This is a genomic window from Cellulomonas sp. P5_E12 (assembly GCF_054049315.1).
Map to the genome: position 1 here is coordinate 105844 of NZ_JBFUMP010000001.1, position 24687 is coordinate 130530.

21 protein-coding genes are annotated in these 24687 nt (G+C 73.5%); 11 read left to right on the forward strand and 10 right to left on the reverse strand.

What is annotated here, in order from left to right:
• Nucleotides 1-63: 63 nt before the first annotated feature.
• Nucleotides 64-732 (reverse strand): peptide-methionine (S)-S-oxide reductase MsrA, encoded by a 669-nt coding sequence (gene msrA / locus ACXJKA_RS00450; protein ID WP_456823189.1) that lies wholly within the window; start codon nucleotides 730-732, stop codon nucleotides 64-66.
• A gap of 236 nt (nucleotides 733-968) precedes the next feature.
• Between msrA and ACXJKA_RS00455 the strand changes: the two genes are divergently transcribed.
• The 3 genes from ACXJKA_RS00455 to ilvA all read left to right on the forward strand — a co-directional run bounded on the left by ACXJKA_RS00455 (nucleotide 969) and on the right by ilvA (nucleotide 4722).
• The gene (locus ACXJKA_RS00455; protein WP_456823190.1) at nucleotides 969-2201 is read left to right on the forward strand and encodes a cystathionine gamma-synthase; all 1233 of its coding nucleotides are present in this window, start codon (nucleotides 969-971) and stop codon (nucleotides 2199-2201) included.
• Nucleotides 2202-2290: 89 nt separating this feature from the next.
• Entirely contained in the window at nucleotides 2291-3523 is a 1233-nt protein-coding gene (locus ACXJKA_RS00460; protein ID WP_456823369.1) for an AI-2E family transporter, read from the forward strand.
• On the forward strand, nucleotides 3520-4722 hold the full coding sequence (gene ilvA / locus ACXJKA_RS00465; protein ID WP_456823191.1) for a threonine ammonia-lyase: 1203 nt from the start codon (nucleotides 3520-3522) through the stop codon (nucleotides 4720-4722). Before ACXJKA_RS00460 ends, ilvA begins: the two co-directional genes overlap by 4 nt.
• Nucleotides 4723-4777: 55 nt before the next feature.
• Here ilvA and greA read toward each other — a convergent pair whose 3' ends face one another.
• Both greA and ACXJKA_RS00475 read right to left on the reverse strand, forming a co-directional pair.
• Nucleotides 4778-5263, reverse strand: coding sequence for a transcription elongation factor GreA (gene greA, locus ACXJKA_RS00470; protein WP_456823192.1), 486 nt, complete (start codon nucleotides 5261-5263; stop codon nucleotides 4778-4780).
• Nucleotides 5264-5529: 266 nt separating this feature from the next.
• A complete protein-coding gene (locus tag ACXJKA_RS00475) occupies nucleotides 5530-5955 on the reverse strand; it encodes a DUF4307 domain-containing protein (protein ID WP_456823193.1) in 426 nt (141 codons plus the stop codon).
• Between the two features lie 129 nt (nucleotides 5956-6084).
• Between ACXJKA_RS00475 and mca the strand changes: the two genes are divergently transcribed.
• Genes mca through ACXJKA_RS00490 form a run of 3 tightly spaced genes read left to right on the forward strand, consistent with a single transcriptional unit; the run spans nucleotide 6085 to nucleotide 8197 of the window.
• Nucleotides 6085-6957 carry a mycothiol conjugate amidase Mca gene (gene mca, locus ACXJKA_RS00480; RefSeq protein ID WP_456823194.1) on the forward strand — a complete coding sequence of 291 codons (873 nt, stop codon included), beginning with the start codon at nucleotides 6085-6087 and terminating at the stop codon, nucleotides 6955-6957.
• Nucleotides 6954-7370, forward strand: coding sequence for a hypothetical protein (locus tag ACXJKA_RS00485; protein ID WP_456823195.1), 417 nt, complete (start codon nucleotides 6954-6956; stop codon nucleotides 7368-7370). Before mca ends, ACXJKA_RS00485 begins: the two co-directional genes overlap by 4 nt.
• Nucleotides 7367-8197 carry a carbon-nitrogen hydrolase family protein gene (locus tag ACXJKA_RS00490; protein ID WP_456823196.1) on the forward strand — a complete coding sequence of 277 codons (831 nt, stop codon included), beginning with the start codon at nucleotides 7367-7369 and terminating at the stop codon, nucleotides 8195-8197. The genes ACXJKA_RS00485 and ACXJKA_RS00490 overlap by 4 nt, the downstream gene beginning before the upstream one ends.
• Before the next feature lie 3 nt (nucleotides 8198-8200).
• Here the strand turns inward: ACXJKA_RS00490 and trhA are convergent, their stop codons facing one another.
• Nucleotides 8201-8947 (reverse strand): PAQR family membrane homeostasis protein TrhA, encoded by a 747-nt coding sequence (gene trhA, locus ACXJKA_RS00495; RefSeq protein ID WP_456823197.1) that lies wholly within the window; start codon nucleotides 8945-8947, stop codon nucleotides 8201-8203.
• A 239-nt stretch (nucleotides 8948-9186) separates the two neighbouring features.
• On the opposite strand from trhA, the gene ACXJKA_RS00500 reads away from it, so the two are divergent.
• Nucleotides 9187-9948: an isoprenyl transferase gene (locus ACXJKA_RS00500; protein ID WP_456823198.1), complete on the forward strand. Its 762-nt coding sequence runs from the start codon at nucleotides 9187-9189 to the stop codon at nucleotides 9946-9948.
• Between the two features lie 385 nt (nucleotides 9949-10333).
• Complete coding sequence (locus ACXJKA_RS00505; protein WP_456823199.1) at nucleotides 10334-11704, forward strand: PhoH family protein; 1371 nt, start codon at nucleotides 10334-10336, stop codon at nucleotides 11702-11704.
• A 49-nt stretch (nucleotides 11705-11753) separates the two neighbouring features.
• Here ACXJKA_RS00505 and ACXJKA_RS00510 read toward each other — a convergent pair whose 3' ends face one another.
• The gene (locus tag ACXJKA_RS00510; RefSeq protein WP_456823200.1) at nucleotides 11754-12221 is read right to left on the reverse strand and encodes a MarR family winged helix-turn-helix transcriptional regulator; all 468 of its coding nucleotides are present in this window, start codon (nucleotides 12219-12221) and stop codon (nucleotides 11754-11756) included.
• A gap of 60 nt (nucleotides 12222-12281) precedes the next feature.
• Here ACXJKA_RS00510 and ACXJKA_RS00515 point away from each other — a divergent pair, with 60 nt between their 5' ends.
• Nucleotides 12282-12851 (forward strand): class I SAM-dependent methyltransferase, encoded by a 570-nt coding sequence (locus ACXJKA_RS00515; protein ID WP_456823201.1) that lies wholly within the window; start codon nucleotides 12282-12284, stop codon nucleotides 12849-12851.
• 6 nt (nucleotides 12852-12857) lie between these two features.
• Here the strand turns inward: ACXJKA_RS00515 and ACXJKA_RS00520 are convergent, their stop codons facing one another.
• The 4 genes from ACXJKA_RS00520 to ACXJKA_RS00535 are packed head-to-tail and all read right to left on the reverse strand — an operon-like array spanning nucleotide 12858 to nucleotide 20740.
• Nucleotides 12858-13586, reverse strand: a complete 729-nt coding sequence (locus ACXJKA_RS00520; RefSeq protein WP_456823202.1) for an ABC transporter ATP-binding protein — start codon at nucleotides 13584-13586, stop codon at nucleotides 12858-12860.
• A complete protein-coding gene (locus ACXJKA_RS00525; RefSeq protein WP_456823203.1) occupies nucleotides 13583-14632 on the reverse strand; it encodes an ABC transporter ATP-binding protein in 1050 nt (349 codons plus the stop codon). The genes ACXJKA_RS00520 and ACXJKA_RS00525 overlap by 4 nt, the downstream gene beginning before the upstream one ends.
• A gap of 13 nt (nucleotides 14633-14645) precedes the next feature.
• Nucleotides 14646-17450 carry an FtsX-like permease family protein gene (locus tag ACXJKA_RS00530; protein WP_456823204.1) on the reverse strand — a complete coding sequence of 935 codons (2805 nt, stop codon included), beginning with the start codon at nucleotides 17448-17450 and terminating at the stop codon, nucleotides 14646-14648.
• Nucleotides 17447-20740: an FtsX-like permease family protein gene (locus ACXJKA_RS00535; RefSeq protein WP_456823205.1), complete on the reverse strand. Its 3294-nt coding sequence runs from the start codon at nucleotides 20738-20740 to the stop codon at nucleotides 17447-17449. The genes ACXJKA_RS00530 and ACXJKA_RS00535 overlap by 4 nt, the downstream gene beginning before the upstream one ends.
• A gap of 194 nt (nucleotides 20741-20934) precedes the next feature.
• Here ACXJKA_RS00535 and ACXJKA_RS00540 point away from each other — a divergent pair, with 194 nt between their 5' ends.
• Entirely contained in the window at nucleotides 20935-21570 is a 636-nt protein-coding gene (locus ACXJKA_RS00540; RefSeq protein ID WP_456823206.1) for a PadR family transcriptional regulator, read from the forward strand.
• Nucleotides 21567-23195, forward strand: a complete 1629-nt coding sequence (locus ACXJKA_RS00545; RefSeq protein WP_456823207.1) for a DHA2 family efflux MFS transporter permease subunit — start codon at nucleotides 21567-21569, stop codon at nucleotides 23193-23195. The genes ACXJKA_RS00540 and ACXJKA_RS00545 overlap by 4 nt, the downstream gene beginning before the upstream one ends.
• A 54-nt stretch (nucleotides 23196-23249) precedes the next feature.
• Here the strand turns inward: ACXJKA_RS00545 and ACXJKA_RS00550 are convergent, their stop codons facing one another.
• Nucleotides 23250-24647, reverse strand: a complete 1398-nt coding sequence (locus tag ACXJKA_RS00550; protein ID WP_456823208.1) for a class II fumarate hydratase — start codon at nucleotides 24645-24647, stop codon at nucleotides 23250-23252.
• Nucleotides 24648-24687 lie beyond the last annotated feature (40 nt).

The following is a 24687-nucleotide window of genomic DNA, read 5'->3' on the forward strand; positions in this document are numbered from 1 at the left end:
GGGTGCCCTCTCACGGACGACGCCCCGCCCGCCGTGGTCGGCGAGCGGGGCGTGCGCACAGGGTCAGGCGCCGGTCGGGCGCGGGCACGAGACGCCCGTGCCACCCAGGCCGCAGTACCCGTTCGGGTTCTTGTCGAGGTACTGCTGGTGGTAGCCCTCGGCGTAGTAGAACGTGCCGGCGTCGTCGGCCGACCGGATCTCGGTGGTGATCGGGCCGAAGCCGACCCGGGTCAGCCGCGGCTGGTACTCGTCGCGCGTGGTGCGGGCGGCGAGCTCCTGCTCCGGCGTCGTGGTGTAGATGGCCGACCGGTACTGCGTACCGACGTCGTTGCCCTGCCGGTAGCCCTGCGTCGGGTCGTGCGACTCCCAGAAGGTCCGCAGCAGGTCCTCGGCGGAGACGACCGACGGGTCGTACGCGACGAGAACCATCTCGGTGTGGCCGGTCTGGCCGGTGCAGGTCTCCTCGTAGGACGGGAAGGGCGTGAAGCCACCCTGGTAGCCGACCGCCGTCGTGACGACGCCGGGGACCTTCCAGAAGGTGCGCTCGGCGCCCCAGAAACACCCCATCGCGACGTAGAGCACCTCGGTGCCCTCGGGCCACGGGCCCTGCAGCGGGGTGCCGAGGACCGTGTGGGTCGTCGGGACGGTGTAGGCGTAGCGGTCGCGACCCGCGAGGGCGCGCTCCGGCTCGACCATCGTGGACTTGAGTGCGGATCCGAACAGCCAGCTCATGAGTCTGCTTCCTCTCCGGGAGCCCGGTTGGTCACCTGGGTCCTCCCGGCGATGTCAACGGCGCCCGTCCCCGTCCTGTTCCCGTTCGCCTGCACCGATCGTGGGAATGTCTTGACCGAACGAATACCAGACCGAGAGCGCACCATTCCATGACCGAGACCGCACTCGCAGCGCACCGGGCCGCTCGGCTGCGGCTCACCGAGGCCTCAGCGTCCCGAGCGCCTAGCCTGTGAGGCGTGACGAACCACGCGCACCCCCACGACGACGACTGGTCCTCCGCCGGCTTCTCGACCCGCGCCATCCATGCAGGTCAGGACCCGGACCCGACCACCGGGGCGGTCGTCCCGCCCATCTATGCGACCTCGACCTACAAGCAGGACGGCGTCGGCGGCCTGCGCGGCGGGTACGAGTACTCGCGCTCGGCCAACCCGACCCGCACCGCGCTCGAGTCGGCGCTGGCCGCGGCGGAAGGGGGCGCCGCCGGCTTCGCGTTCTCGTCGGGCCTCGCCGCCGAGGACACCCTGCTGCGCGCGACGCTGCGGCCCGGCGACCACGTCGTCATCCCCAACGACGCCTACGGCGGCACCTACCGGCTGATCGCCCGCGTCTTCGGCCCGTGGGGCATCGAGCACACCGCGGTCGACCTCTCCGACGCCGACGCGGTCCTCGCCGCGATCCAGCCCGGCCGCACCAAGGTCGTCTGGGTGGAGACCCCGACCAACCCCCTGCTCGGCATCGCGGACATCGCCGTCCTCGCGGCGCACGCGCGCGCGTCGGGCGCGCTGCTGGTCGTCGACAACACCTTCGCCACCCCGTACCTGCAGCAGCCGCTCGCGCTCGGCGCCGACGTCGTCGTCCACTCGACGACGAAGTACATCGGCGGGCACTCGGACGTCGTCGGCGGTGCGCTCGTCGTCGCGGACGGCGCGCAGCTCCCGGTGGGGCTCGACGGTCCGACCGGCACGACGGTCCTGGCCGACGCGGTGCGCTTCCACCAGAACGCCTCGGGCGCGGTGGCGGGGCCGTTCGACGCGTGGCTGACGCTGCGCGGGCTCAAGACGCTCGCCGTCCGCATGGACCGGCACGTCAGCAACGCCACGGCGATCGCCGAGTACCTGGCCGCGCACGACGCCGTGACGTCGGTGATCTACCCGGGGTTGGAGAGCCACCCGGGCCACGAGGTCGCGACGCGGCAGATGAGCGGGTTCGGCGGCATGATCTCGTTCCGCACCGGCAGCGAGGCGACCGCACTGGCGTTCTGCGCGGCGACCCAGGTGTTCACGCTCGCGGAGTCGCTGGGCGGGGTCGAGTCGCTGGTCGAGCACCCGCACAAGATGACGCACGGCTCGGTGGCCGGCACGGAGCTCGAGGTCCCCGACGACCTGGTGCGCCTGTCGGTCGGGATCGAGGACGTCGCCGACCTGATCGCCGACCTCGAGGCCGCTCTCGCGGCGGGGCGCGACGCGTGAGCGGGTCCGGCGGGGTCGCACCGGGAGGCGACGACGCGGCCGTACCCCGGGCGGGGGTCCGCACCGGGGCGCCGTCGGCCACGAGCGTCATCCGCGCCGCCGACGGGCAGTCCGTGCCGCCGTCGGTGCGCAACGCGGCGGACTGGTCGTGGCGGCTGCTGCTCATCGGCGCCGCCCTGGCGGTGTTCCTGTGGCTGCTCTCCGAGCTCAAGGTCGTCGTGGTCCCGATCGCGGTGGCCCTGCTGCTGACGGTCCTGCTCGCGCCGTTCGTCGGCTGGCTGCAGCGCAGGACGAGGCTGCCGCGCGTGGCGGCGGCCGCGGTCTCGCTCGCCGGGCTCGTCGTCCTCGTGGCGGGTCTGCTCACGCTGGCCGGCCGGTCGATCGTCAAGGGGTTCGGGGAGCTGTGGGACCAGGCGGCCCAGGGCATCGACAAGCTCACCACCTCGCTCGCCGAGGGCCCGCTGCAGCTGACCACCGCCGACATCTCGGGGTGGCTGGACAAGATCCAGGGGTCGCTCAGCGGCGGCAGCTCCGAGCTGGTCTCGGGCGCGCTGCACGCGACGACGACGGTCGCCCACGTCGCCGCCGGCGCGCTGATCACGCTGTTCTGCACGTTCTTCTTCCTGCTCGACGGCCGCTCCATCTGGGCGTGGGTCATCGGGCTGCTCCCGCGGGGCTCCCGCGAGCACGTCCACCAGGCCGGCCGGCGCGGGCTCGTCACGCTCGGCGCGTACACGCGGACGCAGATCCTCGTCGCCGCCGTCGACGCCGTCGGCATCGGGGTCGGCGCCGCGATCCTGCAGGTCCCGCTCGCGCTGCCGCTCGCCGTCCTGGTGTTCCTCGGGTCGTTCATCCCGATCGTGGGCGCGGTCGTCACGGGCTCGGTGGCGATCCTCGTGGCGCTCGTCTCCAACGGTCCGGCGTCGGCGATCTGGATGCTCGTCGTGGTCCTGCTCGTGCAGCAGCTCGAGGGGCACGTCCTGCAGCCGTTCCTCATGGGCCACGCGGTGTCGCTGCACCCGGTCGCCGTGCTGCTGTCGGTGGCCGCCGGGTCGTTCGTCGCGGGGATCATCGGCGCGCTGTTCGCCGTGCCCATCGTCGCGACCCTGAACACCGTCGTCCTCTACCTGCACGGCCACGACAAGTTCCCGCAGCTCGGGACGGACGACCACGTCCCCGTCCGCGGTCGGGGGCACCCGGTGCTCGACCGCGCCATCGCGCAGGTGGCCGAGGCCACGTCCGAGCGCGTGGCGACGAGGGCGGAGGCGGCGGATCGTCGCGAGGACCCCGCCGCCGACGACGACGCGGCCGGTCCCCGATGACCGACCTTGCCGACGTCCGGGCCGCCGCCCGGCTGCTCGAGGGCGTCGCGGACCGCACGCCCGTGCAGCTGAGCCGCGCGCTCTCGCAGGTGTGCGGCGCCGAGGTGTGGCTCAAGTGCGAGAACCTGCAGCGGGCGGGCTCGTTCAAGCTGCGCGGCGCCTATGTGCGCATGGCCAGGCTCTCGCCCGACGAGCAGGCGCGAGGGGTCGTCGCCGCGAGCGCCGGCAACCACGCGCAGGGAGTCGCGCTGGCAGCCCGGATGCTCGGTCTGGACGCCGTCGTGTTCATGCCGGCCGACGCCGCCCTGCCGAAGATCGCCGCCACGCGCGACTACGGGGCCAGGGTCGAGCTGGTCGGCGCCAGCGTCGACGAGGCCCTGGTGCACGCCCGGGAGTTCGCCGAGCGCACGGGCGCGATCCTCATCCACCCCTTCGACCACGACGACGTCGTCGCCGGGCAGGGCACCATCGCCCTCGAGATCGTCGAGCAGGTGCCCGACGTGGCGACCGTCGTCGTGCCGGTCGGGGGCGGCGGGCTGGCTGCCGGCATCGTCGCCGCCCTCGCCGAGCTGCGGCCCGAGGTGCGCGTGATCGGCGTCCAGGCCGCCCGCGCCGCGTCGTACCCGGCGTCCTTCGCCGCCGGCTACCCGGTCCCGGCGCCGGAGCTGCGCACGATGGCCGACGGCATCGCGGTCGGGACGCCGGGCAGCGTGCCGTTCGGCATCCTGGACGCGCACCACATCGAGGTGACGACCGTCTCCGAGGAGGACCTCTCACGGGCGCTGCTGCTCCTCGCGGAGCGGGCGAAGATGCTGGTCGAGCCGTCGGGTGCCGCCGCGGCCGCGGCCCTCATGGCGGGCGTCGGTCCCGTGGAGGGGCCGGTGGTCGCGATCCTGTCGGGCGGCAACATCGACCCGCTGGTGCTCATGCGGGTGGTCCGGCACGGGCTCGCCTCGGCCGGCCGGTTCCTGCAGCTCCAGGTCCGCATCGACGACACCCCGGGCGCGCTCGCGGACCTGCTGCGTGCCCTGGCGGACACGGGCGGGAACGTCATGCACGTGTCGCACGCGCGGACGGTCGGCGACCTTCAGCTCGACGAGGTGGCGATCGTGGCGCAGGTGGAGACCAAGGGTCCCGACCACTGCGCGTACGTGCTGCAGAAGCTGCGCGAGGCGGGCTACCGGCTCACGGACGGCTGACGCGGACGAGGCGCCACCCCGGTGGGGGTGGCGCCTCGTCCGTGCGTGCGGTGGGTCAGCCGGCGAACGGCTTCGCGTCCGTGATCTCGACCGGGATCTCGCGCCCGTTGGGTGCGGTGTAGGTGGTCGAGTCGCCGATCTTGTGGCCGTTGATGGCCTCGCCGAGCGGGGAGGTCGGGGAGAAGACCTCGATGTCGGAGGTCCCGGCGATCTCTCGCGAGCCGAGCAGGAAGACCATCTCGTCGCCCGCGACGACGGCCGTCACGACCATGCCCGGCTCGACGATCCCGTCGTCCGGCGGCGTGCCGATCTGCACGTTGCGCAGCTTCTCCTTGAGCTCGCGGATGCGGGCCTCCTGCTTCGCCTGCTCCTCGCGTGCGGCGTGGTAGCCGCCGTTCTCCTTGAGGTCGCCCTCGTCGCGCGCGGCGGCGATGCGCGAGGTGACCTCGGCCCGACCCTCTCCTTCGAGGCGTGCGAGCTCAGCCGTGAGGCGGTCGTAGGCCTCCTGGGTCAGCCAAGTGGCCGCAGTCGTATCGGTCACGATCGCTCCTTTCCTTGCGTGTGTGCCGGACGGGCCGGTCTGCGCCACGAGGGCGTGCTCTCGGCAGTCCGGTCGACCGGAGGAATCCGAGGACACGTCCGGTGATCGGGTACTGAAGGGGTGCTCCGCCGTTCCCTCGCGGTCACGTCGACCGGTGGTGGTGCCGGACCGGGGCGGCGTCGAAACGACCAGGATAGCAAGCGGGGGTCCGAATCACCCCGTCCGGGGCGCCCCGACGCCGCGCGCTGTCGCCCGTTCGGGTGCCGTCAGCCGGTCGAGCCGGGTGTGTCCACCAGATCGCAGCGCTCGACCGTCCCGCTCACCGCGAGCTCGGTGGTCTGCACGGTGGCGGTGACGCGGCGGGTGGCGGTGGCGGCCGGCCCGACGTCGACCTTGCGCACCCCGACCTCGGCGTAGGACTCGGACAGCGCGGTGACCGTGCAGGTCACGGTCGACTCCTTCGGCTTGGTGACCTCGAACGTCACCTCGATGGCCCGTGGCCCCTCGACGTGGAAGCCGACGTCCTTCCAGGACACCGGCCGGCCGGCCATGTTCAGCCCGATCCAGATCACCAGCGCGACCCCGAGCACTCCGGCGACCACAAGGCCGAGGCGTCCGCGCCGGGCGGACCGCGCCGTGGGCTCGGGGCCGTAGCGCCCGGCCGGCGGTCGGGTGGCGGGCGAGTCGGTCACGGAGCTCCTCGGGCGGTGGCGCGACAGGGGCGCCGCGTGCGCGATCATTGTCTCTCGTCCAACCACCCGCCCGTGCCGAGCGTGTCCGCGTCCGCGGTCCGTCGGCGGGCGACCGACGGGAGGCCCGAGGTGACCGGAGAGCGGCTGCGCCTGATGGCGGTGCACGCCCACCCCGACGACGAGTCGAGCAAGGGTGCCGCGACCACGGCGAAGTACGCGGCCGAGGGCGTCGACGTCCTGGTCGTCTCGTGCACCGGCGGCGAGCGGGGCGACGTGCTCAACACGCAGCACCCCCCGGTCGAGGGCGGCCTGGACGGCATGCGCGAGTACCGGCGCCACGAGATGGCGGCCGCGGCAGCAGCGCTCGGCGTGCAGCACCGGTGGCTCGGCTTCGTCGACTCCGGCCTGCCCGAGGGCGACCCCCTGCCGCCGCTGCCGGAGGGCTGCTTCGGGCTCGTCCCGCTGGAGGAGGCGTCGGCCCCGCTGGTGCAGCTGGTCCGCGAGTTCCGCCCCCACGTCATCACGACGTACGACCCGTCGGGTGGCTACCCGCACCCGGACCACATCATGTGCCACCGGGTCTCGGTCGAGGCGTTCGAGGCGGCCGGCGACCCCGACCGGTACGTCGGACTCGGCGAGCCCTGGGCGCCGTCGAAGCTCTACTACAACCACGGCTTCTCGCTGGTGCGCATGCGCGCGGTGCACGACGCCCTCGTTGCCGCCGGTCGCGAGTCGCCGTTCGGCGACTGGATCGACTCCCGGCAGGCCCGCGAGATCCCCGAGCGCGAGGTCACCACGCGCATCGAGTGCTCGGCGTACTTCGGCCAGCGCGACGACGCCCTGCGCGCCCACGCGACGCAGATCGACCCCGACGGCTTCTTCTTCGCCGTCCCCCGCGAGCTCGAGATCGCGCAGTGGCCCACCGAGGAGTACGAGCTCGCGTCGTCCCGGGTGCCCGTGACGCTGCCCGAGGACGACCTCTTCGCCGGGCTGCGCGCATGATCGGGGCCCTGCTGCTCGTCGCACCGACGCCCAGCCCGTCCCCGTCGGACGTGAACATCGACGGCAGCCCCGTCGGCTCGCCCGGGTTCCTCGGATTCGTGTTCACGTTCCTGCTCGCCGTCGCGCTCGTCTTCCTCTTCCTGTCGCTGACCAAGCAGCTGCGCGTGGTGGACCGCCGGGCGAAGAAGCTGGGGCTCGACGACGACGAGCCGGGTGACGACCGCACCGCGGGGCCGCACGCCGACCTCGGGCTGGTCGACGCCGGCGCGGCCGGCCCCGACTCCGAGGTCGACGCCGACGTGGCGGTGGCCCCGTGGGAGTACGTCGAGGACGAGCAGACGCCCGATCCACCGCGCGAGAGCAGCCCGGACGAGCCCGGCCCCGGCCTCGGGCCTGCCGGCGGGTCGCGGTGAGCTCCACCGAGCCGCCGCTGCGGCCTGCGGTCCGCGTGACGGTCGCGCAGCTGTCGGTCAGCGCGGACCACGGCGCGAACCGCCAGGTGGTCGAGGACGCCTTCGACACCGCCGCACGCGCGCGGGCCGACCTGCTGGTGGTCCCCGAGTACGCCTCCGGGTTCGACCCGCGGGGTGTCGGCGCGGAGCACGCGGAGCCGCTGAACGGCCCCTTCGTGCACATGCTGCGCGCGCGTGCGGCCGCGACGGGGGTGGCGGTGCTGGCGGGCGTCACCCTGCCGGCCGACGGCGACGACCCGCGCGCGGTCAACGCGGTCGTGGCGGTCGACGGCACGGGCGCGCTGATCGGGGTCTACCGCAAGGTGCACCTGTACGACGCGTTCGGGCAGCGGGAGTCCGACCGGCTCGCGCCCGGGCCCGTGGACGCGCCGCCGCTCGTCCTCGAGCTGGGCGGCCTGACCTTCGGCGTGCTGACCTGCTACGACCTGCGGTTCCCCGAGTCGGCACGACGGCTGGTCGACGCGGGTGCGCAGGTGCTCGTCGTGCCCGCCGCGTGGGCCGCCGGGGACCTCAAGGCCATGCACTGGCGGACCCTCGCGATCGCCCGCGCCATCGAGAACACCGCGGCGGTCGTCGCCGTCGGTCAGGCGGGCAAGGGCGTGGTCGGTCGCTCGATCGTCGTGGCGCCCGACGGCGTGGTCGGCCTGGAGATGGACGACCAGCCGCAGATCCGGACCGTCGACCTCGACGGTGCCGCGCTGCTCAGCGTCCGGGAGAAGAATCCGTCGCTCGCCAACCGTCGTTACACGGTGGTCCCGGTCGCATAAGGGTCAGGCGGAGCCGTACGACGCCATCGACACCGCGATGTAGTGGCACCCGTATCCGACCACGGTCAGCACGTGGAAGATCTCGTGGAACCCGAACCAGCGGGGGCTCGGGTTCGGCCACTTGGTGCCGTACACGACCGCACCGAGCGTGTACGCGAGCCCGCCGATCGCGATGAAGGCGACGATCGCGGCGCCGCCGGCGCGGTAGAACTCCGGGAAGAACCAGACGGCGACCCAGCCGAGCGCCACGTACACGGGTACGTAGACCCAGCGGGGCGCGCCGAGCCAGAACACGCGGGCCAGCAGCCCGATCAGCGCGCCCGACCACACGACGATGAGCAGGACGCGGGCGGTCGTCGCGGGCAGCAGCAGCACCGACAGCGGCGTGTAGGTGCCCGCGATGATGAGGAAGATGTTCGTGTGGTCCAGCCGACGCAGGACGGCGGCGGTCTTCGGGGACCAGTGGCCGCGGTGGTAGATCGCGCTGGTGCCGAACAGCATGACGGCGGTCACCCCGAAGACGGCCGTCGACCACTTGGCCTCGGGCGTCGGGGAGAGCACCACGAGCACGATCGACGCGATCAGCACGAACGGCGTGACGCCCGCGTGGATCCAGCCCCGCAGGTGCGGCTTGACGTTGTCCGCCACCCGCTCCACGATCCCCGTCGACGCCCCGTCGGTCGCCGTGGGGACCGGGGCCGTCGGCTGCGCACCGGAGCTTCCCGGGGCGGACGCGGGGGACGTGCTCATGGACAGGTCTCGATTCGTCAGCGGCAACCTACGACACCGTAGGTTACGACGCCGTAGGTAGGGGTGTCGACCGCGGCACGGCGGGTGTGATGCGGTCGACGCAGCCCCCGTCAGGACCCTCGAAGGACCCTGAGGAACGTACCGCGCGCGGCCTGAGCGACCCGACGCGGACCGGGTCCGCGGGGTCCCGCGCGGCGAGTACGGTGAGCGGGTTCCGGTCGTCCATCCGAGGAGTGCGCGTGCGTCTGCCCCACCCGCTCTACGGGCTGTACGAACGCCGGCTCGCGGCGTCGCTGCCGAAGGACGGGCTCCCGCGGCACGTCGGGGTCATCCTCGACGGCAACCGCCGCTGGGCGCGCAGCGTGGGGGAGTCGACCCGGCACGGGCACCAGGCCGGGGCGGACAAGATCGCCGACCTGCTCGAGTGGAGCGAGGACATCGGCGTCGAGGTGGTCACGCTGTGGATGCTCTCCACCGACAACCTCGCCCGGAGCGCCGACGAGCTCGAGCCGCTGCTCGAGATCATCGAGGACGCCGTCGGCTCGCTCGCGGCGACCGGTCGGTGGCGCATCCAGGCGGTCGGCTCCCTCGAGCTGCTCCCCGACCACACGGTCAAAGCGCTCACCGCCGCGCAGGACGCGACCGAGGCCGTGGTCGGGCTGCACGTCAACGTCGCGGTCGGGTACGGCGGCCGGCGCGAGATCGCCGACGCGGTCAAGGCGTTCCTGCGCAAGCACGCGGAGGCCGGGTCGAGCCTGGACGAGCTGGCCGAGGCCTTCGACGTCGAGCACATCGCCGAGCACCTCTACACGAAGGGCCAGCCCGACCCGGAGCTGGTCATCCGCACCTCGGGCGAGCAGCGCCTGGGCGGGTTCCTGCTCTGGCAGAGCGCGCACTCGGAGTTCTACTTCTGCGAGGCGTACTGGCCCGACTTCCGGCGCGTGGACTTCCTGCGCGCGGTCCGCGCCTACGCGGCGCGCGAGCGTCGCGGGGGACGCTGACCCGTCCGGGTTAATTGTGTCGGGGGCCGACGAGGCCGCCGCAGACGCCGTCCGAGCGCCGTTGCCGCTCCCACCTGCGGCTCCGTCGCGTGCGCCCCGTCTCGGTCGTCGGGGCGCCGCGGGTCGCCCAGATGAACAGCGTGTAACCACTTCGCGTGTCGCCCCTGAGGGGCGCCGGAGCGGGCTTATGTTCCGGCGTAGAGGACGGCGACCGCCGTCCCCGGGAGGCCAGCCCATGGAGCATCCGCTCCGGGAGGTGGGCCGGATCCGGCCCTCGGCCGACCGCCCCCGTCCCGTCGCCGCTCGTCGGTGCATGGTCCTGCTCTGGCAGGACGCCGACGTCCGGTGCCCGTCGCGGCGCACGTAGCGCCGGAGGGAGCCTGCCGTGGTCAGCAACGCGCAGAACGACACCCAGCCCGAGCCCGCGCTCGAGGGTCGCAGGACGCACGTCCTGGACACCTCCGTCCTGCTGTCCGACCCGCGGGCGATCCTCCGCTTCGCCGAGCACGACGTCGTGCTCCCGGTCGTGGTGATCACGGAGCTCGAGGCCAAGCGCCACCACGCCGAGCTGGGCTACTTCGCCCGGGCCGCACTGCGGATGCTGGACGACCTCCGCATCGAGCACGGCCGCCTCGACACGCCGATCCCGCTCGGCGAGGACGGCGGCACGCTCTGCGTCGAGCTCAACCACACCGACCCGACGGTCCTGCCCGCCGGCTTCCGGCTGGGTGACAACGACACGCGGATCCTCGCCGTGGCGGCCAACCTCGCCGCCGAGGGCAAGGACGTCACGGTCGTCTCCAAGGACCTGCCGATGCGCGTCAAGGCGTCCGCGGTCGGCCTGCGCGCCGAGGAGTACCGCGCGGAGCTGGCGGTCGACTCCGGCTGGACCGGGATGGACGCGCTGGACCTCGGCGAGCAGCAGATGGCGGACCTGTGGGAGCACGAGTCCATCGCGCTCGCGGACGTCCCCGCCGGCTTCGGGACCGGGAGCGCGAACCCGAACGACCTGCTCTGCCACACCGGCGTCGTGCTGCACAGCCCCCGCGGCTCCGCGCTCGGGCGCGTGACGGCCGACAAGCACGTGCAACTCGTGCGCGGCGACCAGGACGTGTTCGGCCTGCACGGCCGCAGCGCCGAGCAGCGGATCGCCATCGACCTGCTGCTCGACGAGGAGATCGGCATCGTCTCGCTCGGCGGTCGCGCCGGCACCGGCAAGTCGGCGCTCGCGCTGTGCGCCGGCCTGGAGGCGGTGCTCGAGCGCCGCCAGCACCGCAAGGTCATGGTGTTCCGACCCCTGTACGCGGTCGGCGGCCAGGACCTCGGCTACCTGCCCGGCAGCGCCGACGAGAAGATGAACCCCTGGGCGCAGGCCGTCTTCGACACCCTCGGGGCACTGGTCTCCAAGGAGGTCGTCGAGGAGATCATGGACCGCGACATCCTTGAGGTCCTGCCGCTGACCCACATCCGCGGGCGCTCGCTGCACGACGCGTTCGTCATCGTCGACGAGGCCCAGTCGCTCGAGCGGAACGTCCTGCTCACCGTGCTGTCCCGCATCGGGCAGAGCTCGCGCGTCGTCCTTACGCACGACGTGGCCCAGCGCGACAACCTGCGGGTCGGCCGGCACGACGGCGTCGCCGCGGTGATCGAGGCGCTCAAGGGCCACCCGCTCTTCGCGCACATCACGCTCACGCGGTCCGAGCGCTCGCCCGTCGCCGCGCTGGTCACGGAGCTGCTGGAGGGCATCGAGGTCTGACCTCCCGACGAGCGCCCGGGTCCGCCGCGGACCCGGGCGCTCGGGCGTGTCAGCCCCCGGTCGTCGGCGCGTGACCGGCGTCGAGTGCGCGGACCAGCGCGCCGAGCCCGAGCGCGAGCGCACGTCGCTCCTCGTCGGTCAGCCGCGCGAGGATCCGGCTGTGGTGCGCGTGCAGCTCCGCGCCGACGCGATCCGCGACGTCCTGAYCCTCGGCCGTGAGCCGGAGGCGGTAGAGCCGGCGGTTGTCCGCGTCGCGCTCGCGCGAGATCCAGCCGCGTCCCTCCATCCCGGCGGCGAGCCGGCTGACGGTGCTCTTCTCCAGACCGAGGCGGTCGGCCAGGTCCTGCTGCGAGGTCGACCCGGCCGCGGCCAGCTCGGCGAGCGCCATGGTCTCGGACAGCGACAGCTGGACGCCGGCGTGCTCGTGGGGGCGGACCGTCTCCAGCAACCCGCTGGTCCGGGCGAGCTGCTGGAAGAACCGCCGGAGGTCGTCGTCCGGAAAGGTTGTGGCGTACAACTGTTGCGCCTACGCTCTCGTCGTAAGAGTTGTGTCGTACAACTGTAGAGGAGAGCGGCCATGGGCACCACGACGCACGACGGACGCGAGAGCATGTTCGGCCTCGCGCACCACGCCGCGCAGTACAGCCGGTTCGCGGGCCACCTGGCCGCTCGCCTGTACCGACGGGTCGCCGTCGACGTCGGTGGCCTCGGACTCCCGGCCGGAGCGCGGGTGCTCGACGTCGGGACCGGCCCGGGTATCCTGCCGCTCCTGGTCGCGGGGGAAAGGCCCGACCTGCAGATCGACGCGATCGACGTCGCGCCGGAGATGATCGCGCAGGCCCGAGGTGCGGACACGGCGGGCGCCGTGACGTTCGCGGTCGCCGACGTCGCACGACTGCCGTGGCCCGATGCGACCTTCGACCTCGTCGTCTCCACCATCAGCCAGCACCACTGGGCGGACCCGACCGCCGGGGTAGCCGAGGTCCGACGGGTGCTGCGCCCCGGGGGCCGGGCCTGGATCTACGACTTCCGCTGGGCGCTCGGCCGCGCGCAGCGGGCCGCCGAGCCGCTCGACGCCGACACCGCCGTGGCCCGCGAGGTGTCGTGGTTCAGCCCGGTCGGGAGGCTCGTGCTCCGGCCCGCCTGAGCGGGCTCAGCCCTCGACCAGCTGCCCGTCGGCGATGCGCAGCACGCGGTCGGCGAGCGAGACCATGAGCGGGTCGTGCGTGGAGACGATCGCCGTCATGCCCTCGGCCTCGACGACCGCCCGGATCAGCGCCATGACGGCCGTGCCGGTCTCGGTGTCCAGCTGGCCGGTCGGCTCGTCGGCCACGAGCAGCCGCGGGGAGTTGGCCAGCGACCGGGCGATCGCGACGCGTTGCTGCTGACCGCCCGACAGCTCGCCGGGCCGCTGGAGCGCGTGCGAGCCGAGCCCGACCAGGTCGAGCAGCAGCCGGACGCGCTCCTCGCGGTCCTTGGTGGGCAGCTTGCGCAGGCGCAGCGGCACGCCGACGTTCTCGGCCGCGGAGAGCACCGGGACGAGCCCGAACGTCTGGAACACGAACGACACGACGTCGCGCCGCAGCTCGACCAGGCCGCGCTCGTCGAGCGTCGACACCTCGCGTCCGTCGACCACCACCCGACCCTCGTCCGGCCGGTCGAGGCCCCCGACGATGTTGAGCAGGGTCGTCTTGCCGGAGCCGGAGCGGCCGACCAGCGCGACGAGCTCGCCGGGCTGGACGGTGAACGAGACGTCCCGCAGGGCGTGCACGGCGCCCGTGCCGGACCCGTAGGTGCGGCTGACGTGCTCGACGCGGACGACGGCGTCGGTGGCGCTCGGCGCCGGAGCAGTAGCCGCAGCAGCGGCCGTCTCGGTGCTCATCGGGGAACCTCCGGGGTCGGGACGTCGGACTGGTCCGCGGCGGCGGCCGAGTGCCGGCCGCGGCGCGTGGACGTCTCGGCAGTCGGCGGACCGCCCACCGGGCGCTCGGGCACGGGCCGGTCCGGCCACAGCGAGACGTGCGACTCCTCGAGCGCCAGCCGCACGCGGCCGACCAGCTGCAACGTGTCCCGGTACTCCTTGGGCAGCTGCACGCGGCCGGCGCGGTCCAGCACGGCGAGCTCCTCGGCCACGACGTGCTCGGTGCCGTCGTCGCGCGTGTGGGTGCGCCGCACGGTCTCCGAGCTGGTGCGGCCGTCGCGGATGGCCACGGTGCGCTGCACGTGCTCGCTCACGCCCGGGTCGTGCGTGACGACGACGACCGTGGTGCCGAGCTCGCGGTTGACCGTCCGCAGGCCCTCCAGGACGTCGTGCGACGTGGCGGAGTCGAGCTCGCCCGTGGGCTCGTCGGCGAACAGCACCTGGGGCGCGTTGGCCAGGGCGACGGCGATGGCGACGCGCTGCTGCTCGCCACCGGACATCTGCCCGGGCCGGCGCTCGGCGCAGTAGCCGACACCCAGCACGTCGAGCAGCTCGGCGGCGCGACGGTCGCGCTCCTTGCGCTTGACCCCGGACAGCGCGAGCGGGAACGCGACGTTCTCCGTGGCGGTGAGGTACGGCACGACGTTGCGGGCGGTCTGCTGCCAGACGAACCCGACCATCGAGCGCCGGTACTCCACCCGCTGCGCGCCCGACATCGCCATGAGGTCCCACGGACCCACCCGCACGCGCCCGGCCGTGGGGACGTCGAGCCCGGACAGGACCGACAGCAGCGTCGACTTGCCGGACCCGGAGGCGCCGACGATCGCGACGAGCTCTCCTTCCTCGACCAGCAGGTCGAGGCCCTGCAGGGCCTGCACCTCGATCCCCTCGGCCTGGTAGATGCGCACGAGCGAGTCGCACACGATCAGGGCGTGCTCCCCGAACGCGCCGGTGCGCTGCTGGGCGCGCGCCTCGAGCGCGCCGAGCGTGGTCTCCGTGACGGTCACCAGTGCCTCCCTCTCATCGGTCGCCCACTCGCAAGACTTCCCCCAGCCGGTCCTGCCGTCGCACGGCCGACTCCACGACGACCGCGAGCACGAGCGACGCCAGCACGACGACGGCGGCGCCCACGATCGGGGCCCACGTGACCTGGAGCCGCGTCGCCTCGGCCGCTCCGGTGACCAGCTCGAGCCCCAGTGCCCCTGTGAGCATCCAGGGGATCGCGATCCCGACGGCGGTCCCCGCGATCAGGGCGGCGACTGCCAGCGGGGCGAGCTCGCCGAACGTCATGGCGCGCGCCGTGCGCGCGTCGAGCCCGAGAGTGCGCAACGCGGACAGCGTCCGGCCGCGCTCACGGGCCGTTGCGACCACGGTGAGGACCAGTGCCACGGCGGCATAGCCGGCGAGCACGATGCCGACCGCGACCAGCAGCATGAGCAGGCCGGACGTCAGCGGTGACGACCGCCACGTCTCGAGCCAGGTGTCGCGCTCGGTGACGGTGATGCCGGGGGTCTCGGCGAGGCCGACGGCGCGGACGGCGTCGACGGCGCCCGGACCGTCGACCCACACGGTCGCGAGGGCGAGCCCGGTGTCGTTGGCTTCCTCGTAACGCTCGCGGTCGACGATCACGATCGCGTCGGTCTCGGCCGGAGCGTCATCCGCCTTCGCGAGGAGGACGGGCGGGTGCAGTGCGGTGCCGACGACGTCCAGGTCGAGGAATCCCGTCCGGCCCAGGATCTCGGGCGGCAACAGCTCGGCGGTGCTCTCGAGTGCGGGTGCGATGAGAGCGGGCAGGGCGGGTCCGGTGACGTCACCGAGCTCCGCGAGACCCACGTCGACCGGCTGCCCGGCCGACGTCAGTACCGTGGCGAGGTCGGCCGCGTCGACCACGAGCAGCCGTGCCTTGACGCCGCTCTCCTTGCCGAACGTCCGGTCGCCGAGGTCCTGCGCGCCCGCGACGGCCGTGACCCCGGGTTCCGATCGCAGCGCATCGAGTGCGTCGGACGGGATCTTGCCGTCGAGCCGCACGGGTGCGCCGACGACGATGTCCGCCGCCGCGACCTGGCCGCGCTGCACGGTGACGGCGGTGGTCCCGCAGAAGACGACGAGCGCGACCGCGACCGTCAGGGTGAGCAGCGGGACCCGGGTGTCGACTGCGCCGCCGGCCCGGGCCGTGGCGATCAGCGGGCTCAGGCCCCGGCGACGGGCCGCCAGACGGGACAGGCCGCGCAGAGTGGGCGGGAGGGCGCGCGCGACGAGCAGGGTCGCCGCCGTCGCGAGGAGCACGGGCGTCGACGCGAGGAGCAGGTCGACCCCGCCCGTGGTCGTCTGCAGCAGCCCGCGGGCGTGCACCGACACGAGGGCGGCGACCGCGATCGCCACGACCGCGAGCTCGGCCGTGAGGCGACGGCCGCGCCGCCGGCGAGCGAGCCGCTCCCGGTCGACCCGGTTGGCCGGCAGCCGGCGACCGGTCCACGCCCCCCGGACCACGCGGCTGGCCGAGAGCGCGGGAGCGAGCGCGGCGATCACCGCCACGCTGGCGGCGACGGTCCACGACCCCCGGTCGTCGGGCTCGAGCAGCCAGGCGCCCAGCGCGCCGACCGCCGCGGCGAGCACGACGAGCGGGACGCTCTCCACCAGAGCGCGCACCACGACGGAGGCCACCGACGCCCCGCGGGCGCGCTCGGCGAGCAGGAACGTCGCCCGGCGCACCACGAGGAGCCGCGAGGCGAGCACGAGCGCGAGCGCGCCGACCGCGGCCAGCCCGATCAGCAGCACCGACGCCTGGGCCGTGCTGGACAGCAGCCGGGCGTCGGCGTTCCGCAGCACGGTGCCGAGGTCGGTGGCGACCTCGGGGTTGTAGCCGTCGGCGCCCGTCAGCGTGCGCGAGTCGCTCAGCAGCTGGCTGACGGCGAGCTCGACCTCGTCGGTGTCGGTGGCGAGCAAGTGGTCGGCCTGCGCGGGGAACCGGAAGGTCGTCGAGACGGCCTGCTGCCCGATCCCGAGCTGCATGTCGGGCAACGACGCGTCGGACAGCAGGAAGGCGACCCCACCGACCGCCGACGCGGCCTTCGGCGTGGGCACCTCTTCCAGCAGGTCGGCGTGCGCGACCCACACCGGCGAGGCCGGGTCGACCGGCTCGTACAGGCCGCTCACCACGAGCCGGACGGCACCGATCGACGGCCCGGAGAAGTCGAACCGGTCACCGACGGCGATCCCGGCGTCGTCCGCGGCGGCCGTGGAGACCCCGACCTCGACCAGGCGCGGGTTCTCGGGGGTCGGGATCACGGTGCTCCCGGCCGGCGGCGGCGACATCCGCGGCTCGATGCCCGTGACCCACCGGACGAGGTCCGGCGAGGACTCCCCGACGTGCTGCGGCGCGCCGTGGCCCACGTGCACGAGCCGCGTCGCGAGCATCCCGGCCGGCGTGGTGATCGTCCCCGCTGGGCTCTGCACGGCGGTCAAGGGAGCGCCGGTGACCTCCTGCACGGCGGGTGGCAGGGAGGCGGCCATGGTGGTCGCGGCGTTGGCGACGAGGGTCGCAGCGTCGTCCTGGCGACCGTCGGCCGTGCCCAGCGCCGCGCCGATCGTCGCCACCACGTCGGCCGACGACCCCGCGTCGCGGACGGCCCGCTGGACGCCTTCGTCGGCCATCCGCAGCGTGATGCGGGGGATCACCAGGGCGAGCAGCACGGTGACGGCGAGCAGGAGCGCGGTCAGGGTGAGCAGGCCCGCGTCCTGCCGGCTGCGGCGCCGCGCGACGAGGACGCCGTCCGCGGTGGCCGCCCGCCACCCGCTGCCGGCCCGAACCGTCAGCGCGCTCATCGCTCGTCCCCCAGTCGCAGGAGCTCGCCGGACGCGCGCCGCAGGAGCAGGTTCGCGGTCAGGGCGACCGCGGACCCGACGAGGACGACGAGGAGCGTCACCAGGACCAGCTCGGTGGCCCACGGCCAGTGCACGACCACGGCCGGGACCGGCTGGCCGCCGACCGCGGAGACCGTGACCAGCGGCGCGATGACGCGCGCCAGCACGGCGCCGAGGGCCAGGCCGGCGGCGAGCCCGAGCGTGCCGAGAATGACGTGCTCGACCAGCACCGACCGCACCAGGGACGGGCGGGACGCGCCGAGCGCCTGCAGCCGCGCGAGCTCGAGGCGTCGCGTCCGGACCCCGACGGTCGCGCTCATGACGAACCCGGCCACGGCCAGCGCCAGCGCGGCGAACGTGACGATCCACAGGGCCGCCTGCACGCCGACGCGCAGCGGGCCCTCGATCGCCGCCGACTGCTCCGCGACGCGGCTCGTGGGGGCGCCGAGCTCGACCGCTTCGACCTGGCGCACCACGTCCGCGGCGTCCTCGTCGGGGACCTGGAGCCACCACTCGTCCAGCAAGGGGTCGGACCACGCCGACTGCAGCGCCGCTCGTCCCAGCAGGTCGCGGTCCACCAGCAGCCCGGGACCGCGAGGCATTCCCGGCAGGTACGGGACCTCGCGCTCGATCGAGACGAGCACGGGCGCGCCGTCCAGGTCGAGCTGCACCGTATCCCCGACCTCGGCGCCGAGGGCGACCAGCACCGTGTCCGTCGCCACGGCCGGGACGATGCCCGGGTCGGCGAACGTCATCGCCGCCATCCGCACCTGGCCGAGCAGCAGGGTGACCGCCTCCGGCCGTGCGCTCAGGTGCAGGCCGGCATCGTCGACCGTGGTCACCGGCACCGCGCGGCGGCCGCGGTTGTCGGCCGCCGCGTTGCCCGTCCAGGTGGCGCCGTCGAGCGGGACGGGCGTGACGGTGTCGGCGGCCGCGCCGGTGGGCCGCTCGACCGTCCGCAGGTTGGCCACGGTCACCGCCACGGTCGCCGTCGGCTCCTGCCCGGGCCGGAAGGTCAGCTGACCTGGGTCCGTGCTGTCCGGCAGGCCCTGCGCGAGGACCGCGACGAGTCGCAGCCCGGTACCGGGGACGGGCAGCGGGACGCTCATGTCGGCCGAGGTTCCCTCCAGGGGCGTGGGCGGCACCTCCAGCGAGGTGCGTGTGCCGTAGGAGTCCTCGACGACCAACGTGAGCAGCAGGGAACCGGGCAGCGCCGACGTGACAGAGCTGGTCACGTCCACGAGCAGCGAGGTCGGCGTGCCCGGGAGTGCGATCGAGCCGTCGGGCGTCGTCGGCGCCAGGGGAGCGCTGATCTGCCCCCAGTCGGGCGTGATCCGGCCGCGCAGCAGGTCGCCGCCCTGCGCGGTGTCGAGCGCGAGGACGTTGACGGACCCGCCGTTCGTCGTGTCGCCGTTGTTCGACGGCACGCCGTACCGGACGGAGCGGAACGTCGCGGCGCTCGCGGCCTGCGCGCCCGACAGCCCGTCGACGACCACCGCCTGCGCGGGAGCGGAGCCGTTGACCTTCCCGACCCGCACGTCCGTGCCGACCTGCAGGTCGACCTGGTCCGCCTGGGACGTGCGCCACGTGGCGAGGAACGACTGCGAGAACGACCCGACGGCCAGGGCGAGGGTGAGCAGCAGCACCGCACCCGCCGCGCGGGACGGTCGCCGGCCCACCTCCCAGGCCGCCAGCGGGGCGACGAGCGAACGGCCGCGGGCAGCGAGGCGTTCACCCAGCGCGGTGATCAGCGGGAGCGCGCGGAGCGCGAGCACGGCGCCGGCGAGGAGCAGGAGCGCCGGCGCGGCGACCAGGATCGGGTCCGGTCGGGCACCCGCGAGCACGGGCGTCCGGTACGACTGCAGCTGCCAGACGGCCACGCCCGCGACAGCCACCAGCGCGAGGTCGACACCTGAGCGTGCGAGCCCGCCGCGCCGGTCCTGGCGGACGAGCTGCTGCTCGGTGTCGACGACGCTTCCCCGCCGGCRCAGGAGAGGGCCGAGCAGGACGCCGGCCAGGACGAACGACGAGACGACGCACGTGACCCACAACGAGAGCGGCCGGCCGGGGTCGGTGTGCATGCCCGCGCGCTCGAGCGGCCCGAACGACGTGATGAGCCCGAACAGCAGGCCAGCGAGCCAGGGAGAGACCAGCGTCGTGACCAGCGCGACCGCGGCCGCCTCGAGCGCGGCGAGGCCCAGCAGCTGACCACCCGACGCCCCTCGGGACGACATCAACGTCTGCTCGGGCGCCCGGCGGTCGGCCAGCAAGCGGGCCGCGAGCAGCAGCACCGTGACGGCGAGCACGACGAGCATGAGCCCGACGATGACGAGGCTCACGCGGGTGACGGCCAGGTTGCCCTCGGCGAGGTCGATCGTGCCCGCCAGCGACGAGCGGAAGTCACCGGACAGCGCGGTAGCGCCGACGTCTTTCGTCAGCGACGCCTGCGCGTCGTCGAGCCGGGAGCGCAGGTCGGCCACCGCTCCGTCGGGTGCGTCGACGAGCTCGGGGGAGGCCACCAGGTCGGCTTCTGCGAGCCCGCCGGCACCCTCCATGGCCCCCGGGAGCGCGACGAACGGGCCCCACGCGTCGGTGATGACGTAGCCGAAGCTGCCGGGCACGGGGTAGCGGGGGTCGTGCTCGGCGCCGTCGAGGAGGTCACGGGTCCAGATGCTGCTCGGTCCGGTGAGCTCGTGCACGCCGACGACGACGAAGCCGGCGTCGGTGTAGGTGCCCAGGTTCTGCACAGGCAGGACGCTGCCGACTGTCCAGCCGTACGCGTCGGCCGCGACCTTCGGGACCGCGACCTCGATGCGTCCCTGGTCGTCGGTCGCCGCGGTCGGCCAGGCGCCGGCGACGAGCGTGGCGTCCGACAGGAGCCGCGGGTTCGCGGCGAGATAGCTGAGCGGCGGCACCCGACCGCCCTGCCCGGTCAGCCGGTACATCGGGGAGGTGAGCCACTGGGTGCGCGTGGCCGGGACCTCCCCCAGCAGGTCGTCGAGGAAGCCGTTGCCGGCAGCGATCGCGTCGGCCGGGTCGGACTTGTCCATCGAGAGGACCGCGTCGATGTCGGTGGCTGCCGCGGGTGCACGGTCCAGGGCGGTGTCGAGGGCCCCGTGCGCGCTGGTGAACAGCAGCAGGGCGAACGTGCCCAGCAGGGAGGCCCCCACGAGGGCGACGGCCACGACGGTCGCGAGGAGCGTCCGCTGTGCGGCGGCGCGATGGCGCAGCACGCGCAGGCTCCAGCCCATGCGACCTCCTCCTGACGTCCTCGTCCCAGGCGCGAACGATCAAGGGGCGACGCGCGCGGCTCGGTGATCGTAAGGGATGCCGAAGAAAGTGTGGGAGCGATTCCGCGGACGCACGGCGGACCGTGATGCAAAGGTGACACGAGCAGCTTCCGGAAGGTATATTCCCGTCGGAATAATCAGGAAGGAAGTGTGGCGTGGCGGAGCTCTCAGCGGTCGCGGTGCTCGTGCTGGCCCTGTTGCACGAGCAGCCGATGCACCCGTACCAGCTGCACCAGACCCTGGTGGAGCGAGGCGATGCCCGGATCGTGCGGGTCAACCCGGGTGCCGTCTACCACGGCGTTGAGCGGCTCGAGCGGGACGGCCTCGTCGAGGCCGTCGGCACCGACCGCACCGGGAAGCGCCCCGAGCGCACCACCTATCGCATCACCGACGCCGGGCGCGCTGCCTGCGCCGAGCGCCTGGCAAGCCTGCTGGGCGACGAGCACCCCGCCTACCCGCTCTTCTCCGTCGGACTGGCCGAGGCGAACGAGCTGCCGGCGGACGTCGTCGTCGAGCAGCTCACGCGGCGGCGCGACCGCAAGACGGGCACCCTTGCCGCCCTGGAGGCGTCCTACGGGGCTGTCCGGGACCTGGGCCTGCCGCGCCGGTACCTCCTCGACGCCGAGCACGACCTCGCCGTGCTGCGTGCGGAGATCGCGTGGCTCGACGCCACGCTCGAGGAGCTGCGCGTCGACGCACTCGACTGGGGCGGCCCGTTCCCGTCCGGCTTCCTCGAGGCCAAGCGCACCCTCACGTCTTCCTCCCACCCGAACTCGAAGGACAACTCATGAGCACCGCCACCGAGCAGCCACCCGCGCTCGTCGACCTCCACGGCCGCAGTCCGTGGAGCATCCTGCCCGCCCTGTGTCTCGGCTTCTTCATGATCATGGTCGACACGACGATCGTGAACATCGCCATCCCGTCGCTGGTCACGGCCTTCGACGCCGACCTCACGGCGGTGGGCTGGGTCAACAGCGCCTACCTGCTGACCTTCGCCACCCTGCTGCTGGTCACGGGCCGGCTCGGTGACCGCTTCGGCCCGCGGCCCGTGTTCATCGTCGGCCTGGTCATCTTCACGCTGACGTCGCTGCTGTGCGGCCTGTCCGGCTCGATCGGGATGCTCGTCGCCGCTCGCGCGGCCCAGGGCGTCGGCGCCGCGCTCATGACGCCGCAGACCATGTCGATGATCACGCGGGTCTTCCCGCCGCAGAAGCGCGGGTCGGCGATGGGCCTGTGGGGTGCCGTCGCCGGCATCGCCACGATCACCGGCCCGGTGCTCGGTGGCCTCCTGGTCCAGACCGTCGGCTGGGAGTGGATCTTCTACGTCAACATCCCGGTCGGCGTCGTCGCCCTCGTCCTGGCGGTGCGGACCCTGCCGACGCTCCCGACGGCGAACCGCTCGTTCGACGGTCTCGGCGTGCTGCTCTCGGTCGTCGGCATGTTCCTCGTCGTGTTCGGCGTCCAGGAGGGTGCCACCTACGACTGGGGCACCATCGCGGGCCCGATCACGGTCTGGAGCGTCATCGGCGTCGGGCTGCTGGTGCTCGTGGCCTTCGTGCTCTGGCAGCGCCACCTGGGCAGCGACGCGCTGCTCCCGCTGAGCCTGTTCCACCACCGCAACTTCTCGCTGTCCAACGTGGCCGGCGCGGCCGTGAGCTTCGCGATGATGGGCATCTTCTTCCCGTTCACTCTCTTCCTGCAGGAGGTGCTCGGGCTCGAGCCGCTCCAGGCCGCCCTCGTGGGCCTGCCCGGCTCGCTCATCTCGGGGGTCGTCGCGCCGTTCGCCGGGCGCCTGTCGGACAAGATCGCCGGCAAGTGGGTCGTCGCCAGCGGGTTCGCCCTGCTCGCCGTCGCCATCACCTGGCTGGCCGTGGCCGTGCAGCCCGACGCGCCGGTGTGGCACCTGGTCCTGCCGATGATCCTGTTCGGGGTCGGCACCGGCGCGCTCTTCTCGCCGCTGGCCAACCTGGCGACCTCGGGTCTCGACGGCCGCACGGCCGGCGCCGGCGCGGGTGCGTTCAACACGACGCGGCAGATCGGCGGCGTCATCGGGTCGGCCGCGGTCGTCGCCATGCTGACCTCGCGCCTCGCCGTGACCATCCCCGCGGCGGCGGAGGACGCGGCGGGGCAGCTCCCCGAGGAGCTCCGCCAGCCGTTCGTCGACGGCTTCGCCTCGGGCAGCTTCGCCAGCGGCGCGGCCCCGCAGCTGCCGTCGTCGGTGCCCGCCGACGTCGCCGCGCGCATCCAGGACGTCGCCCTGCAGGCCGTGCACTCGGGCTTCGCGACCGCGGTCACGCAGACGATGCTCCTCACGGTCGGCGTGCTGGTCCTCGGGCTCGTGGCCAGCCTCGCCATGAAGGGCGGCCGCCCGGTGCACCATGCGCCGGCGCAGCAGCCGGTGGCGGCCGAGGTCTGATCCTGCGGACGACGAAGGCGCCGGTCCTGGTGGACCGGCGCCTTCGTCGTCGTGTCAGGCCTGCGGCGGGCGCGTCATGCTCAGCACGTCGAGCGCCGAGTCCAGCTGCTCCTCGGTGACCTCGCCACGCTCGACGAAGCCCAGGTCGATGACGGCCGCGCGGACCGTGATGCCGTGCTTGACCGCGTGCTTGGCGATCTTCGCGGCCGCCTCGTAGCCGATCACGCGGTTCAGCGGCGTGACGATCGACGGCGACGACTCGGCCAGCGCCCGGGCCCGCTCGACGTTGGCCACGAGACCGCTCACGGTCTTGTCGGCCAGCAGCCGCGAGGCGTTGGCCAGGAGGCGGATCGACTCGAGCACGCCGGCGGCGATCACGGGGATCTGCACGTTGAGCTCGAACGACCCGCTCGCACCGGCCCAGGCGACGGTGGCGTCGTTGCCGACGACGCGCGCCGCGACCATGAGCACCGCCTCCGGGATCACCGGGTTGACCTTGCCGGGCATGATCGACGAGCCGGGCTGCAGGTCAGGGATCGCGATCTCCCCGAGGCCGGTGTTCGGTCCGGAGCCCATCCAGCGCAGGTCGTTGCAGATCTTCGTGAGGCTGACGGCGATGGTGCGCAGCGCGCCCGACAGCTCGACCAGGCCGTCGCGCGAGCTCTGCGCCTCGAAGTGGTCGCGTGCCTCGGTCAGCGGCAGCCCGGTGTCCTCGCGGAGCAGCGCGATGACCCGCTGGGGGAAGCCGGCCGGGGTGTTGATGCCGGTGCCGACGGCGGTGCCACCCAGGGGGACCTCGGCCGCGCGGGGGAGTGCCGACTGCAGCCGCTCGATGCCGTACCGGACGGCGGCGCCGTACCCGCCGAACTCCTGGCCCAGCGTGACCGGGGTGGCGTCCATCAGGTGCGTGCGGCCGGACTTGACCACCTCGGCCCACTCGACGGCCTTCGCCTCGAACGCCTCCGCCAGGTGCTCGAGCGACGGGACCAGGTCCCGCACGACGCCCGCGGTCGCGGCGACGTGCACGGACGTCGGGAACACGTCGTTCGACGACTGCGACGCGTTGACGTGGTCGTTCGGGTGCACGTCACGGCCGAGCCGGCGCGTGGCCAGGGTCGCGAGCACCTCGTTGGTGTTCATGTTCGAGCTGGTGCCCGAGCCCGTCTGGTAGACGTCGATCGGGAAGTCGCCGTCGTGCGCACCGGAGGCCACGTCGTCGGCGGCGGCGACGATGGCGTCCGCGACGTCCTGGTCCAGGACGCCCAGCTCGGCGTTCGCGCGCGCGGCGGCCTTCTTGATGCGGGCGAGGGCCTCGATGTGGCTGCGCTCGAGCCGGTTGCCCGAGATCGGGAAGTTCTCGACGGCCCGCTGGGTCTGTGCGCGGTAGAGGGCGTCGACCGGGACGCGCACCTCGCCCATCGTGTCGTGCTCGATGCGGAACTCAGAAGTCATGCGTTCATCCTGCCGCACGCCTGCGGGTCCGATCGTCGGT

What these genes read in the sequence shown, in the direction of transcription:
- msrA (WP_456823189.1), bottom strand. Translation starts at nt 732, where the DNA reads ATGAGCTGGCTGTTCGGATCCGCACTCAAGTCCACGATGGTCGAGCCG.
- ilvA (WP_456823191.1), top strand. Translation starts at nt 3,520, where the DNA reads ATGACCGACCTTGCCGACGTCCGGGCCGCCGCCCGGCTGCTCGAGGGC.
- ACXJKA_RS00485 (WP_456823195.1), top strand. Translation starts at nt 6,954, where the DNA reads ATGATCGGGGCCCTGCTGCTCGTCGCACCGACGCCCAGCCCGTCCCCG.
- trhA (WP_456823197.1), bottom strand. Translation starts at nt 8,947, where the DNA reads ATGAGCACGTCCCCCGCGTCCGCCCCGGGAAGCTCCGGTGCGCAGCCG.
- ACXJKA_RS00515 (WP_456823201.1), top strand. Translation starts at nt 12,282, where the DNA reads ATGGGCACCACGACGCACGACGGACGCGAGAGCATGTTCGGCCTCGCG.
- ACXJKA_RS00520 (WP_456823202.1), bottom strand. Translation starts at nt 13,586, where the DNA reads ATGAGCACCGAGACGGCCGCTGCTGCGGCTACTGCTCCGGCGCCGAGC.
- ACXJKA_RS00530 (WP_456823204.1), bottom strand. Translation starts at nt 17,450, where the DNA reads ATGAGCGCGCTGACGGTTCGGGCCGGCAGCGGGTGGCGGGCGGCCACC.
- ACXJKA_RS00545 (WP_456823207.1), top strand. Translation starts at nt 21,567, where the DNA reads ATGAGCACCGCCACCGAGCAGCCACCCGCGCTCGTCGACCTCCACGGC.
- ACXJKA_RS00550 (WP_456823208.1), bottom strand. Translation starts at nt 24,647, where the DNA reads ATGACTTCTGAGTTCCGCATCGAGCACGACACGATGGGCGAGGTGCGC.